The sequence below is a fragment of the Bacillus sp. RC240 genome (genome assembly GCF_044907945.1).
GTDB lineage: Bacteria > Bacillota > Bacilli > Bacillales > Bacillaceae_G > Bacillus_A > Bacillus_A mycoides.
The window spans coordinates 81,939-94,941 of record NZ_JBIYCT010000001.1 but is presented as its reverse complement, the minus strand read 5'-3'; the positions used below and the strand labels follow the sequence as shown (position 1 = coordinate 94,941).

Below are 13,003 nucleotides of genomic sequence, written 5' to 3'. Positions count from 1 at the left end.
TCCTCCCTATGACATGAAGACTCTTACATTTACATCTTCATGTTGCATTTGATTTATTTCGAATTCAGGATCATTCAATCCAAAATTCTCTAATGAAAGTATTTGAATTCTATCAATAGATTCACAGATCAATTCATGGCATTCTTGTAATAGTTTTTGACCATCTGTTTGTCCAAGAGGAATGGCTCTCACACCATTTTGAATTATGCTTCCAATACTTGAATATAAGAAAACTAAGAGCGTTTCTTCTATTGTCATTTTCAATTCCGCCCCTAATATTCCGTATACGATACTCGGATGACCTTGTAATTTATTACCCATAACATCTTCTTTGTATATATTTAAATTTGCAAATGAGAACAGTTCACACAATAGTTTAGAAGTACTTTTACTAATCATTCTATTTGCTCTTCTACATTCAAAAGGTAATGTTTGTGCTGTTATTAAATCATCTAAAAATGTAATTTGTTTTCCATCATTATTCTTAGTGGCTTCGTAAGTATATTTGCAAATTAAGCCGTCCGTGTGTGTTAATTGCACTTTTACATATCGATTAATCCATTTGAAAAATTCGCCTTTATTTGTAACTTGTCCCTCTTGAATAAATGTTTCTAATCCAAAAGAGTGACTAAAACTTCCTGTCGGGAAGTTCGAATCACTAATTTGGAGTAGGTTAAGTAGGTTAAATATGTTTGTGTGAAGCATGCTTGAACGGTTTGGGTAATACTCTATTTTCTTTTTGATAAGGAACACCTTCCTTTTTGAGTAAATCTTCTACTAAGTAGTCGTTCGCCAAAATCATACACCCTTCATCGAATTGTGCTGGCAAATGTCTATTTCCTAAGTTATGCGCAATAATTCCCATTTCTTTTATTGACGTTGGAGTAATTACAATTACCTCTTCTGGTAACACTTCAATATATACAATACGATGTTCATCTTCATATAAAATATCACCGTTCTTTAATGTTTCTCCATTATCTAAAGACACCCCAATTTCAAAACCAGATTCTGAATATAATTTCTGAACCCTCTTTAGTAAAAGCTCACTAGAAATCAATATTCTATCAAGATGCTTTTTTGTATTTGCAAAATCATTCATATTGCATACGTTGTTATTAATTTTTTCAATAATCATTTTATCTCCTCCGTTATATCAAAATAAAAAATATCTTTGAGCCATAGGTAATACATCTACTGCTTCACACGTAATAGCTTGTCCATCAACTTTAACTTCATATGTCTGCGGATCTACTTCAATTTCTGGTGTTGCATTATTCAGCTTCATATCTTGCTTAGAAATCTCTCTCGTATTTCTAACAGGTAATACAACTTTATTTAAACCTAATTTTTCTTTAATATTATTCTCATAAGCTACTTTAGATACAAATGTAATCGAACTTGACTGTACCGCTTTTCCATATGCACCAAACATCTTTTTTTCATAATATGGTTGTGGTGTGGGGATCGAAGCATTCTCGTCTCCCATTAATGCCATCACTACCATCCCGTTTTTCAAAACCATATCTGGCTTAACACCGAAAAATTGTGGATCCCATATTACAAGGTCTGCATATTTCCCAACTTCAATAGAGCCGACATATTCTGAAATCCCATGTGTAATAGCTGGATTAATTGTATACTTAGCTATATAGCGTTGAATTCTATTATTATCGTTATACTCTTTATCTCCCTCTAAACTACCAATCTGCTTTTTCATTTTATCGGCGGTTTGCCAATTGCGAATAATAACCTCTCCAACCCTCCCCATCGCCTGCGAGTCAGAGCTAATCATGCTGAAAACCCCTAAATCTTGCAAAATATCCTCTGCCGCAATTGTTTCTTTTCGAATCCTTGAATCCGCAAACATTACATCTTCTGGAATATTTGCTTTTAAATGATGACATACCATGAGCATATCTAAATGTTCATCCAACGTATTCACTGTATATGGCAAGGTCGGGTTCGTTGAAGAAGGTAAAATATTATTCAGTGCAGCAATCTTTATAATATCTGGTGCATGCCCACCACCAGCCCCTTCAGTGTGGTACGTATGAATAACACGATTATCAATAGCCTTTATCGTTTCTTCCACAAAACCACATTCATTTAACGTATCAGTATGAATAGCAACTTGAATATCATATTTATCAGCAATCTGTAACGAGTGATTAATTGCTGAAGAAGTCGCTCCCCAATCTTCATGAATTTTTAATCCAATAGCTCCTGCAAATATTTGTTCTTCCAGGGCAGGTAAACTTGAACTATTTCCTTTCCCTAAAAACCCAATATTTATAGGAAAAGCTTCTGCTGCCTCTAGCATTTTTCTTAAATTCCAAGATCCAGGCGTTATTGTAGTTGCCTTAGTACCCTCTGCCGGTCCTGTTCCTCCACCAATTAAAGTTGTTATACCTGAAGCTAATGCTGTATCAATTTGTTGTGGGGATATGAAATGCACGTGTGTATCAATACCTCCAGCTGTAACGATTTTTCGTTCGCCAGAAATTACTTCCGTTGATGTTCCAATGATGATATCAATATTATCCATAACTGAAGGATTACCACTCTTACCAATTGCTGAAATCTTTCCATCTTTTATACCAATATCCGCTTTATATACTCCTGTATAATCAATAATAATTGCATTCGTAATAACAACATCCACAACACCCTGTTCCCTTGTAAGTTGCGAATTTTGTCCCATACCATCCCTAATTGATTTTCCTCCACCAAAGACAGCTTCATCACCATATACCGTGTAATTTCGATCAATATGTGCGAATAATTGTGTATCCGCTAAACGAATAGAATCTCCTGTAGTTGGACCATATAAATCAGCATATTGTTTACGTGACATCTTAAAACTCATGCTATCTCCCTCTTTTTTTGTAAGATTGAATATCGCCATCCACTTTATTTTTAAATCCATATACTTCTTGCTTCCCTGAGTATGGAACTAATTCAATCGTTTTTTCATCCCCAGGCTCGAATCTTACCGCTGTACCCGCTGGAATATTTAAATGTTGTCCAATTGCTACACTACGATTGAGCCTTAACGCCTCATTCACTTCATAAAAGTGGTAATGAGATCCAATTTGAATCGGCCTATCTCCCTGATTTAACACCTTAACTTTCGTTGCTTTTTTATTTCCATTACATACTATGTCTTCTTTCGCAAGGATATATTGCCCTGGAATCATAACATTCACTTCCTTTAATGAATTGGTTGATGAATAGTTACTAATTTTGTTCCATCAGGAAAAGTTGCCTCAACTTGAATATCTGATATCATGTCTGCAATACCATCCATAACATCTTCAGCACTTAAAATATTTTTTCCAAGCTCCATTAATTCCGCTACATTTTTACCATCTCTTGCTCCTTCCAAAATTTCATACGTAATAATAGCGATACTTTCTGGATAGTTTAACTTAAGCCCTCTCTCCTTTCGTCGATACGCTAAATCAGCCGCAACAACTACCAGCAGTTTATCAATTTCTCTTGGAGTTAATCTCATTACAATCTTCCTTTCTAAAGTATTTTAAAACTAAGAATATTCTAAAAATAAAAGATGTACTTCCAATGTCCTTTCCGTGTTTTCTCCATGTTTTTTTCTGCTAATCAAATAAAAAAAGACTAGAATTTCTAGTCTTTTTTTATTTCCCTTCATTCTTCTCTAACACATACAAATCTTCTTCAATATTTGTTAATTTCTCACTTACAAGTTTTCTTGCATCTCCAATTGCTTGATTGTATGCAAATGGTCCTACTAACTTTATCATTTCTTCTATTAAACGTTCTGCTTGGAAGCGTCCAATTTCATCTAAATCTTCTTCAACGAAAAATTGCTGAATTTGTGCTACAAGCTCTTCTTTTTTATCATTCGTTATTTTTATGTTCATCATCATTCGTTACTCCTCTATATTTAAGATAATACTTTTCTTAACTCTACCATAGAAAAGCGATTTCCTGGACAAGTTTTTGTAACCCCTTCTAACTCCCTATGGCCGAGTATATTTCCTTTCTCTATGGCAAACTGCTTCATAAACATTTTACATAAAGAATATAATGAATTCATTTGTGCAGTATTTGGATCATATTTATCAAAATTTCCCGTCATACATATTCCAATTGTGTCACTATTATTATCTTTCGCATGTGCTCCAATATGTAAACCTCGCCCTTCGACTACAGTTCCATCTTCTTCAATAAAATAATTGTAACCAATCCCGCTCCATCCTCTTACCTTTTGATGAAATTCGTGAGTTTTATACACATCCCATCCATCTTCTGACGTATGGTGGACAATCAGTTTATTTACTTTCTCTAAAGGAACTAATTCATTTTGAAATGTTAAATTTACACATTTAATTTCCATTTGAACTTCCTCCCCTTAAAAATCAATTATAATAATTGTTTTATCATCCGGTCTTATTCTATTTTCTCCTTCTAGCCTTTCAATGATTGCTACATATTCTTTTATACTATTCTTTCTTATATATATCACAATTTGTTCTAACGACCACTCCGGATGGAACAATCCGTCCGAACAAATAAAGATCCCACTTACATCAGCTACATGTAATTCCCCATGTTGTAAATAAGTCATCGCTTCTTTCATCCCATTTGCAACTGCGTAACCGTTTGGCACATTCGCAAGATAGCGGTTGTATTTCAACTGCTCCCGAACATCTTGAAAAACATGTTCTTCCGGGACTGGTAATCCTTTTTTACGATCCTCTTCTCTCTTCTTTTTTGCGCGTTTACTAATTCCCTTAACTGTATCTTTCGTTAATACTCTTATCGCTCCATCCTGAAATATTGCAACGATTATACAATCACCTAATTGTGCATATTCAAGCTTATCGCCTTCTATTTGAACTGCTGCAATACATGTACACCACAGATGGTCTTTTTTTCTCGTATCAACCTTGTACTCTAGCATCTTGTTTTGCAATAATTCATTCGCCTTTGCAACTTCATCTTGTAAACTATTGATCTCTCGTAGCGAAGTAAAATGACTTGCAAATAAATGTGAAGCGATGTATGCTCCATTATGTCCTTCTTCATCACAAAATGGAACTAACGGTGTTGCTCCATCGCATACACCGTAAATCATTTTATCTTCATTACAAAAAAATGAATCCTCACACTCTTGTTTTAAAGGACTCTTCTGTTGATACGTCGTTATCTGCATATCTGTATCCCCTCCCAATTTATCAAACACTCTAACTATTTAGATTAATCTAATTTTCCGAAATAAACTGTTTTCCCCAAAAACTTTCAATTTCATATATAATCTTGAAATAATATGATTATTTAGTGAAGGACGGGAAAGAGATGGTCAGATTTCTTGGTGTTATTTTTGGTTCTATTATTATCGCAATTGCCTTTAATCTTTTCCTTATCCCCCATAAAATTTTAAGTAGTGGAATTGGCGGAATTGCTATTATTTTAGGGATTGTAACCCCTGTAAACACAGGTATTATTAACTTTGTATTGAACTTACCTATCCTTATTTTAGGATACATAGGTCTTGGAAAAAAAGTAATTTTTAACACGGTTGTTTCTGTAATTGTATTATCTGTTGCATTATACTATGTTCCAGTAAAAGTCGTAGCAACAGATCCACTTTTATCATCTGTATTTGGCGGTGTCATCGCCGGAGCTGGTATCGGTCTTGTCTTTAACTGCCATGGTTCGACTGGTGGATTTGATATTATCGGTATGTTGTTATCTCGTAAGCGAGATATTAAACTTGGTGGATTCCTTATTGCATTAAATACTGTTGTTGTTGTCATTGCAGGATTTTTCTTCACTTGGGATGTTGCCCTTACAAGCTTACTTTCAATTTATGTAACTGGTAAAGTAATTGATGCCGTTCATACGAAACATCGTAAAGTTACACTTATGATTGTAACAAATCAAGCGGAAGAAATGAAAAAAAAGCTTCTTTCAACTGTAGTACGTGGAATTACGTTACTTGATGGTGAAGGTGCTTATTCAAACGAGAAAAAACGTGTACTTATGACAGTCGTTTCACGTGAAGAATTAGCAAGTATGAAACTAACGATTTCGGAAATTGATCCTCATGCATTCGTTAATATTACGGAGACTGTTGAAGTATTAGGATTGTTTAGAAAAGTGTAAAAAACTAGATGGATCTCCACCTAGTTTTTATTTTCCATAAATTCAATTCGATTTCCAAACGGATCTGACACGTAAAATCTGATTACATCTGGTCGCGCATGATCATCTATTACTTCAATACCTTGCTTTATTAACCCTTGTTTAAATTCATTAATTTTCAAAACATAAAAAGCTGGATGCGCTTTTTTAGCTGGATTAAAGTTTTGCTCAACTCCGATATGAATCTCTTGATTTCCACACTTAAACCAACACCCACCACGCTTCTTTAATTCCTCCGGCTTTGGAATTTCCTCCATACCAATTTTATTACCATAAAATTCTCGTGCTTCTTCTTCACATCCTACTGGCGCCGCTACTTGTACATGATCAATTCCTTGAATATAATTTTTCATATTCCTTCCCCCTCTTCTATTCTAATGTTATAACGAAAATACATTCATGTAACTTAGAAAATATTAATAAAGCAATATAAGATTCTCTTATTACTACCTTTTTTTACCTTCCACTAAAAATAAAAAAGAAAATTTATTATATAATTTCCATTTTTTATAGAAATACACATTGCACCTATATTATAGTTAGTACTAGATTCATCTTTTTTAGATGCTAGTTGTACGGAGGAAATATTATGAGTCGTAAAAAACATTCATCTACTCAAAAAAAGCGTCACCCAAACGTATCGGAGCGCTTGCGAAACCATATACAAAATCGTTCTTTAGCAGAAATGTATGCATCTCTTTTTGAACATAACCCTGATAGTATTATTTCATTGAATTTAGAAGGAGTTATTTTACATATTAACCCCTCTGCGGAAAGAATATTAGGTTATACTTCTAACGAATTAGAGCGGAAAACAATCACTTCTATTTTAGAAGCACATATTTCTGATCAAGTGCTACAATACATAAAAAATGCTGCAGCTGACAATCAAAAAGAGTATATTGTCTCTATTTATCATAAAGACGGATATTTACTAGATGTCGTAACAAAATTAGTTCCTATTTTTGTTAAAAACCGTTTAACAGGTGTATACGCCATTATGAAACCCCTTGAAAAATCAGAAAGAATTGAGAAAGCATTACAAGAGAGTGAGAAACGATTACGCACATTAATGAATTCAATGCCTGCATTTGTTATTTTTAAGGATCATGAAGGACGCTGGCTTGAAGCGAATGACTATGCGCTTTCTTGTTTCAATTTCCATAACGTTCCTTATCATGGAAAAAGAGATAATGAACTCATTCAATATAACGAAGCATACCGCGAATCTTTTTTGCATTGTGAAGAAGTCGATGAACTAACATGGCAAAAAGGACAAATTCTTCACGGAGAGGAATTTATTATACATAGAAATGATTTCGACCTAGTTTTAAGCATTTCAAAAGTCCCACTCTTCCATCCTGATGGCTCACGCAAAGGTCTTATAGTGATGGGAAGAGACGTTACCGAACTAAAAGAAACTGAAAAGTTATTACGGAAATCCGAAAAACTTGCAGTAGTAGGACAACTGACAGCTGGAATTGCCCATGAAATTAGAAACCCGCTCACTTCATTAAAAGGATTTTTAACGTTATTACATCCAGAAATAAATGAGGAAAATAAATGGTATGTGGACGTTATGTTGAGTGAAATTTCACAAATGGAATCTATAACAAGCCAATTTATGGCGATGTCTAAACCACAAGTGTTATCTATTCATACATGCAACGTACAAACATTAATTGAAGAAGTTGTAACTTTTATTTTACCAACAGCAATTATGCATAGCGTTCATATCATCATGGATCATTTCGATTATATTTCTGACATTCAATGTGACAGTAATCAATTAAAACAAGTTTTGATTAACATATTAAAAAATGCAATCGAGGCGATGCCTGATGGTGGTAACATTTTCATTCAAACAACTTCGTTAGAAAATGATTTTGTTTCAATACGCATTATGGATGAAGGTTGTGGGATTCCTGAAGAGCGCATGGCTCGTCTTGGCGAACCTTTTTATAGCTTGAAAGAAAAAGGAACTGGCCTTGGCTTAATGATGTGCTATAAAATCATTCAAGAGCATCACGGGAAATTATTCATTTCCAGTGAATTAAACATAGGAACAACTGTCGATATCCAATTACCGATTGCTACAGCTCATCCTGTAACAAACTCTTAACTATACATCTACAAGATATTATAAGTAGTTCAGTTATTGTGGAAAACATCTACACTAAAAAGCTCAAAGTCCCTATATGACTCTGAGCTTTATTTTTGTATACGATTTATTTTATTAAATCCACTCTTTTCCATGTTTACGAATAAACTGAATATCATTTTCATAATGTTCAAGATGCCCTTCATCTATCATCTTTTGGAAGTTCATATCGCCTTCTAGTGCTTTTCTTTTCATGTATTTACATAATCCTTCTAATCGTAGAAGTACCATCTCCAAATAATCCTCGGCGATGCCATCACTTTTATAGGACTCAAAAAACAATTTAACTCTTTGCTTTATTCGGTCTGCATGCTGTAATGAACTATAATAAACTGCCTCACCTGTTTCCTTATAATAAACTCTACTTAATGGGACACAAGTGTAAAGAGTATAGGCTATGTCCCAAAGTCTTGGTCCAGGACCAGCAACATCAAAATCGATAATACCTACTGGCTTTTCGTTATTAAAAATAATGTTGTATATTGCAAAATCATTATGGCATACAACCTCTATTTTATTTGGAGTATTATCCATCGGTTTCCAATCATCTGATAACGGGAAATCACTCACAGCATCATGATAAAGACGGAGCATCTTCGCTATTTCTTTTAAAACATCATTAGACCACATATACTTTTTTAAAGGATAATTACCAGCTTCTCCTTCAATAAATGATAATATCTCTCTATCTTTATCATCAATACCTAAAAACTTTGGTGCATAACTAAAACCTTTGTTTTCCAAATGATTTAATAGCTTATGAATTTTGGTACTGCCTTGCTTTAATTCTCGTCGAACAGTATCTTCCGAACGATATACGTTTGAGACATTCCCTCCCGTTAGCATTTCTTCCTTTTCGTAGTTTGACATCTAATACTTCCCCTCCATTATTCTACATTTTCTTTATATTTTAACATAACTTTCCTATTCTCTTTTAACCCCTTAAATTGCAACAAAAAAATCGAGTATAAAATCTTTATGATTTTACACTCGATTTAGTCTACTATTTATACATGTGAAAATATGTTTTCATACCATTCTGTTGCCTTCTCTACTTCATTCATCGTTAATTGATGTCCTCTATTTTCCCAATGCATTGTTACATTAGCATCTACATTTTCTAATAGCATCTTCAATTCCTCTGACTCAGAAGGTGAACAAATTGGATCATTTGTTCCAGCAGCGATAAATACGAATTTCTCTGCTAAATTAGGTAATTCTATTCCTCTTCTAGGCACCATGGGGTGATGAAGGACTGCACCTTTTAATGCATTTTTGTAATGGAATAATAAGCTCGCCGCAATATTTGCTCCATTTGAATACCCAACAGCTACGATATTATCTCTATCAAATTCATATGTTTTTGCTGCTTCATTTAAAAATTCATTTAATTCCTTCGTACGGAGAACAAGATCCTCTTCATCAAAAATACCTTCTGCTAATCGGCGGAAGAAACGAGGCATCCCATTTTCTAATACATTTCCACGAACACTTAATACAGAAGCTTCCCGATCAATTCTTTCTGCAAGCGGTAATAAATCTAATTCATTTCCTCCTGTACCATGAAGCAATAACAACACTGGTTTTGACGTATCTTTTCCTTTTTGAAAAACATGTTTCATCATATTCCTTTTCCCCTTTCAATCACTTTAATCTAGATTTCTCACTTCAAATGGTAAGAGTGTCTGTTCAATTTGTTTTCTATGTTGTTCATATCGATCCGGTAATTTTAACTCCTCACCCATCGTCTCTAAAGATTCGTCATGGGCAAAACCAGGAGGGTCTGTTGCAATTTCAAATAAGATTTCGCCGTGTTCTCTAAAATAAATTGCGTTAAAATAGTTTCGATCTTGTACAGGGGTTACACCATATCCAAAGCGAGACACATGCTCTTTCCAGTCTAATTGATCAGCATCATCATTCGCTCTCCAAGCAATATGATGAACTGTACCAACACCCATTTGCCCACGTCCAATTGTTGATAATCTCAAATCGATAATATTTCCAATATCAGCAGAAGAATGGAACCGCATAAACTCTCCCTCTTCTCCTACTTTCTCAAGACCCATAACACGCTCTAGCAATTCAGCAGTTTTTTGAGGTTGTGCAGATAAAAGAACAGCACCGCCAAATCCTTTAATTGCTACTTCTGGCGTAACTTCCCCAAAAGTCCAATTATTTAATTCGCCCTCTTCTCTTTCAACTAATTCTATATGCAAACCATGTGGATCATCAAATTCTATATACTGTTCTCCAAACCGAGTCATTTTTGTATACGGTACGTCGAATTTTTCTAATCTATTTTCCCAAAACTCCATTGTGCCTTTTGGTACGACATAAGACGTAATGCCTACTTGACCGTCCCCAATAATACCTTGACGAGCACCTGCCCATGGGAAAAACGTAATAATTGTTCCAGGCTTTCCTCCTACATTACCAAAGTAAAGATGATACGTACCTGGATCATCAAAATTCACTGTTTGTTTTACTAAACGCAATCCTAATACACCTGCATAAAAATCTACATTTTCTTGTGGGTGACCTACGATTGCTGTAATGTGATGAATTCCCATCGTTTTCTTTTCCACTTTCTCCACCCCTTTTTTTATTTCATTACAAAAAACGTTTATTCGCTAAAATTCATTATTCATTTTGTCCATATGATAAAGTTCAATCCGCAATACTATCTTTTTCAAAATTGAGGTATTTCTCTAAAAAACTAACACATTTCATTTAGTTCAAAAAATATCTCGGATTCGAGATATTTTACAAAAAAACTACAGTTCTTATGATTATATTTTAAATATTGATTTTATGATTTTGACTATCCTTCAAAAAATATCTTGAATTCGAGATTTATTATAGTCTAATTAGTTTTTATTGTCAATGCGGATATCATTTCATTTTTTCATCAAAAACAATATTCTGACAACTCATCTCCATCAAATAATTTGTTTGAAAAAGAGCAACCGAAAAGCGGGAACATTCATGTAATAAATTTCTACTTTTCCCATAACCAAAAAAGCCATACAAATGTATGACTTTTTTGATTTTTTTGTTCAGCTAGATATTTACTTCCCAATTACGGAAGGAAACAATTCCGAAAGTGGAACTACTTTCCCCATCTCATCTTTAAACACAATATGCTCTCTCGTTAAGTGGCGTGGGCTCTTTACCCCTGCTGCTGCCGCTAATGAAAACAAACTATATCTCATACTAATAACATAGTTCATTACTCGCCATTTTTTCTCATACGGATCTAATGCTTTTTGGTAGTGTGGATTCGTAGTTGCAACCCCCGATGGGCATTGCCCTGAATTACATTGAAGTGCCATAATACAACCACTTGCCATCATGAATCCACGTGCTGAATTTACGGCATCTGCACCGATAGCTAAAGCAATCGCTACTTTATCTGGCGTGATTAATTTCCCGGAGGCAAACACCTTTAATTTATCCCTGACACCGTAATGATTTGCTGTATCAATAAATGTAAGTAGTGCCGGTATAAGCGGAAGCCCCATACTATCTGCCATCGATTTATATGTTGCCCCTGATCCACCTTCTGAACCGTCGATTGTAATAAAATCTGGATAGATGTTTAATTCTTTCATTGCTTTTAATAAATCTTCCAAAGGCTTCTGTTGACCAATTACAATTTTCATACCCACTGGTTTACCACCGTTTTCTTGTAAATCTTGAATAAAATATAAAGCCTCTGCGGCACTACTAATAAATGAAAAACGATTTGGCGAATTAATCGTTTCTCCTTCTCGTACTTTCCGAACGGAAGCGATTTTCTCATTTACCTTCTGTCCTTCTAAATGACCACCACGTATTTTTGCTCCTTGCCCAAATTTCAATTCAAACGCTTTAATATTACTTTCTTTCGCCTTCTCCATAAATTCCTTCATCGAAAAATTCCCGTCCTCGTCACGGTATCCAAATAATCCCGGACCAATTTGGGCAATGATATTTGCACCCGTATGTAAATGTTCTGGAATGACACCCCCTTCCCCAGTATTAATCCACGAACCACCTGCCATTTTTGCACCAAACCCAGCTGATAAAATATAATTTTCTCCAATCGCACCGTAAGATGTCGCTGACGCTCCAAACATCCCATACAGTTTCCATGGATATTTACGATTTTCGCCGACTATAATTGCATCATCTTCTTCATACAACCAAAGATTTGTTGTATCCGCTGTCAATTTTTCTCTTCTTGAAAATAACCCTTCTTTATGAATCATATATTTTTTCCCCTCACGTTCTTGCGTGAGATTCACACTTAATTCATCTGTTAATGTGGGGAATAATGTATTAGCAATATAATAGCCAGATTCCTCAAAATCTCGTTTTGATCCAAAACCAAGTATTTCAGAACGGTATTTTGCTAGAAACATAACACTTTGAAAATCATAGCGCGAAAAGGGCTTTCCGTCAGTATCATGATCAAACCAATATTGCCGAAATTCCGGGCCTATTTTTTCGAGCAAATAGCGCATTCTACCTAAGTATGGATGCAGTTTTAATATAGAATGATGCGTCCGTTTTTTAATAAAAAATGTAATGATAAAAAAGACAATTAAAAGTAGCATCAAAAAGAGCAATATACTAATAATAATGAGTAGCGCTTCACTCATTCCGCTT

At 34.6% G+C, this 13,003-nt stretch carries 15 protein-coding genes; 2 read left to right on the top strand and 13 right to left on the bottom strand.

The annotated features are described in order from the left end of the window. Positions 1-6: 6 nt before the first annotated feature. From ABH955_RS00475 to ABH955_RS00440, 8 genes are all read right to left on the bottom strand, one after another. Positions 7-705 (bottom strand): urease accessory protein UreF, encoded by a 699-nt coding sequence (locus ABH955_RS00475; protein WP_404456835.1) that lies wholly within the window; start codon positions 703-705, stop codon positions 7-9. Further along, positions 683-1,138 (bottom strand): urease accessory protein UreE, encoded by a 456-nt coding sequence (locus tag ABH955_RS00470; protein ID WP_000582803.1) that lies wholly within the window; start codon positions 1,136-1,138, stop codon positions 683-685. The genes ABH955_RS00475 and ABH955_RS00470 overlap by 23 nt, the downstream gene beginning before the upstream one ends. A gap of 18 nt (positions 1,139-1,156) precedes the next feature. Next, the gene (gene ureC / locus ABH955_RS00465) at positions 1,157-2,869 is read right to left on the bottom strand and encodes an urease subunit alpha (RefSeq protein ID WP_404456553.1); all 1,713 of its coding nucleotides are present in this window, start codon (positions 2,867-2,869) and stop codon (positions 1,157-1,159) included. A gap of 1 nt (position 2,870) precedes the next feature. Then, positions 2,871-3,200, bottom strand: coding sequence for an urease subunit beta (locus ABH955_RS00460; protein ID WP_404490792.1), 330 nt, complete (start codon positions 3,198-3,200; stop codon positions 2,871-2,873). Between the two features lie 14 nt (positions 3,201-3,214). Then, complete coding sequence (locus ABH955_RS00455) at positions 3,215-3,517, bottom strand: urease subunit gamma (RefSeq protein ID WP_001241327.1); 303 nt, start codon at positions 3,515-3,517, stop codon at positions 3,215-3,217. 139 nt (positions 3,518-3,656) lie between these two features. Continuing rightward, entirely contained in the window at positions 3,657-3,908 is a 252-nt protein-coding gene (locus ABH955_RS00450) for a DUF2164 domain-containing protein (RefSeq protein ID WP_002033529.1), read from the bottom strand. Positions 3,909-3,925: 17 nt separating this feature from the next. After that, entirely contained in the window at positions 3,926-4,378 is a 453-nt protein-coding gene (locus ABH955_RS00445) for a peptidoglycan recognition protein family protein (protein ID WP_404443967.1), read from the bottom strand. Positions 4,379-4,393: 15 nt separating this feature from the next. Then, entirely contained in the window at positions 4,394-5,197 is an 804-nt protein-coding gene (locus tag ABH955_RS00440) for a protein phosphatase 2C domain-containing protein (RefSeq protein ID WP_404456551.1), read from the bottom strand. Positions 5,198-5,340: 143 nt separating this feature from the next. Between ABH955_RS00440 and ABH955_RS00435 the strand changes: the two genes are divergently transcribed. Further along, positions 5,341-6,150: a YitT family protein gene (locus tag ABH955_RS00435; protein WP_000251329.1), complete on the top strand. Its 810-nt coding sequence runs from the start codon at positions 5,341-5,343 to the stop codon at positions 6,148-6,150. Between the two features lie 20 nt (positions 6,151-6,170). Here the strand turns inward: ABH955_RS00435 and ABH955_RS00430 are convergent, their stop codons facing one another. Beyond that, the gene (locus tag ABH955_RS00430) at positions 6,171-6,542 is read right to left on the bottom strand and encodes a VOC family protein (protein WP_002087825.1); all 372 of its coding nucleotides are present in this window, start codon (positions 6,540-6,542) and stop codon (positions 6,171-6,173) included. A gap of 236 nt (positions 6,543-6,778) precedes the next feature. Here ABH955_RS00430 and ABH955_RS00425 point away from each other — a divergent pair, with 236 nt between their 5' ends. After that, positions 6,779-8,311 carry a BA3702 family sensor histidine kinase gene (locus ABH955_RS00425; RefSeq protein WP_098167683.1) on the top strand — a complete coding sequence of 511 codons (1,533 nt, stop codon included), beginning with the start codon at positions 6,779-6,781 and terminating at the stop codon, positions 8,309-8,311. 114 nt (positions 8,312-8,425) lie between these two features. On the opposite strand, the gene ABH955_RS00420 is transcribed toward ABH955_RS00425, so the two are convergent. From ABH955_RS00420 to ABH955_RS00405, 4 genes are all read right to left on the bottom strand, one after another. Continuing rightward, positions 8,426-9,220, bottom strand: coding sequence for a phosphotransferase (locus tag ABH955_RS00420; RefSeq protein ID WP_219303316.1), 795 nt, complete (start codon positions 9,218-9,220; stop codon positions 8,426-8,428). A gap of 137 nt (positions 9,221-9,357) precedes the next feature. Further along, entirely contained in the window at positions 9,358-9,972 is a 615-nt protein-coding gene (locus tag ABH955_RS00415) for an alpha/beta hydrolase (RefSeq protein ID WP_404491020.1), read from the bottom strand. A gap of 27 nt (positions 9,973-9,999) precedes the next feature. Continuing rightward, positions 10,000-10,938: a ring-cleaving dioxygenase gene (locus ABH955_RS00410; RefSeq protein ID WP_404490791.1), complete on the bottom strand. Its 939-nt coding sequence runs from the start codon at positions 10,936-10,938 to the stop codon at positions 10,000-10,002. A gap of 483 nt (positions 10,939-11,421) precedes the next feature. Further along, the gene (locus ABH955_RS00405; RefSeq protein WP_002185146.1) at positions 11,422-12,996 is read right to left on the bottom strand and encodes an FMN-binding glutamate synthase family protein; all 1,575 of its coding nucleotides are present in this window, start codon (positions 12,994-12,996) and stop codon (positions 11,422-11,424) included. Positions 12,997-13,003 lie beyond the last annotated feature (7 nt).

What these genes read in the sequence shown, in the direction of transcription:
- ABH955_RS00470 (WP_000582803.1), bottom strand. Translation starts at nt 1,138, where the DNA reads ATGATTATTGAAAAAATTAATAACAACGTATGCAATATGAATGATTTT.
- ABH955_RS00435 (WP_000251329.1), top strand. Translation starts at nt 5,341, where the DNA reads ATGGTCAGATTTCTTGGTGTTATTTTTGGTTCTATTATTATCGCAATT.
- ABH955_RS00445 (WP_404443967.1), bottom strand. Translation starts at nt 4,378, where the DNA reads ATGGAAATTAAATGTGTAAATTTAACATTTCAAAATGAATTAGTTCCT.
- ABH955_RS00415 (WP_404491020.1), bottom strand. Translation starts at nt 9,972, where the DNA reads ATGAAACATGTTTTTCAAAAAGGAAAAGATACGTCAAAACCAGTGTTG.
- ABH955_RS00450 (WP_002033529.1), bottom strand. Translation starts at nt 3,908, where the DNA reads ATGATGATGAACATAAAAATAACGAATGATAAAAAAGAAGAGCTTGTA.
- ABH955_RS00455 (WP_001241327.1), bottom strand. Translation starts at nt 3,517, where the DNA reads ATGAGATTAACTCCAAGAGAAATTGATAAACTGCTGGTAGTTGTTGCG.
- ABH955_RS00405 (WP_002185146.1), bottom strand. Translation starts at nt 12,996, where the DNA reads ATGAGTGAAGCGCTACTCATTATTATTAGTATATTGCTCTTTTTGATG.
- ABH955_RS00420 (WP_219303316.1), bottom strand. Translation starts at nt 9,220, where the DNA reads ATGTCAAACTACGAAAAGGAAGAAATGCTAACGGGAGGGAATGTCTCA.
- ABH955_RS00460 (WP_404490792.1), bottom strand. Translation starts at nt 3,200, where the DNA reads ATGATTCCAGGGCAATATATCCTTGCGAAAGAAGACATAGTATGTAAT.
- ABH955_RS00475 (WP_404456835.1), bottom strand. Translation starts at nt 705, where the DNA reads ATGCTTCACACAAACATATTTAACCTACTTAACCTACTCCAAATTAGT.
- ABH955_RS00440 (WP_404456551.1), bottom strand. Translation starts at nt 5,197, where the DNA reads ATGCAGATAACGACGTATCAACAGAAGAGTCCTTTAAAACAAGAGTGT.
- ureC (WP_404456553.1), bottom strand. Translation starts at nt 2,869, where the DNA reads ATGAGTTTTAAGATGTCACGTAAACAATATGCTGATTTATATGGTCCA.
- ABH955_RS00425 (WP_098167683.1), top strand. Translation starts at nt 6,779, where the DNA reads ATGAGTCGTAAAAAACATTCATCTACTCAAAAAAAGCGTCACCCAAAC.
- ABH955_RS00430 (WP_002087825.1), bottom strand. Translation starts at nt 6,542, where the DNA reads ATGAAAAATTATATTCAAGGAATTGATCATGTACAAGTAGCGGCGCCA.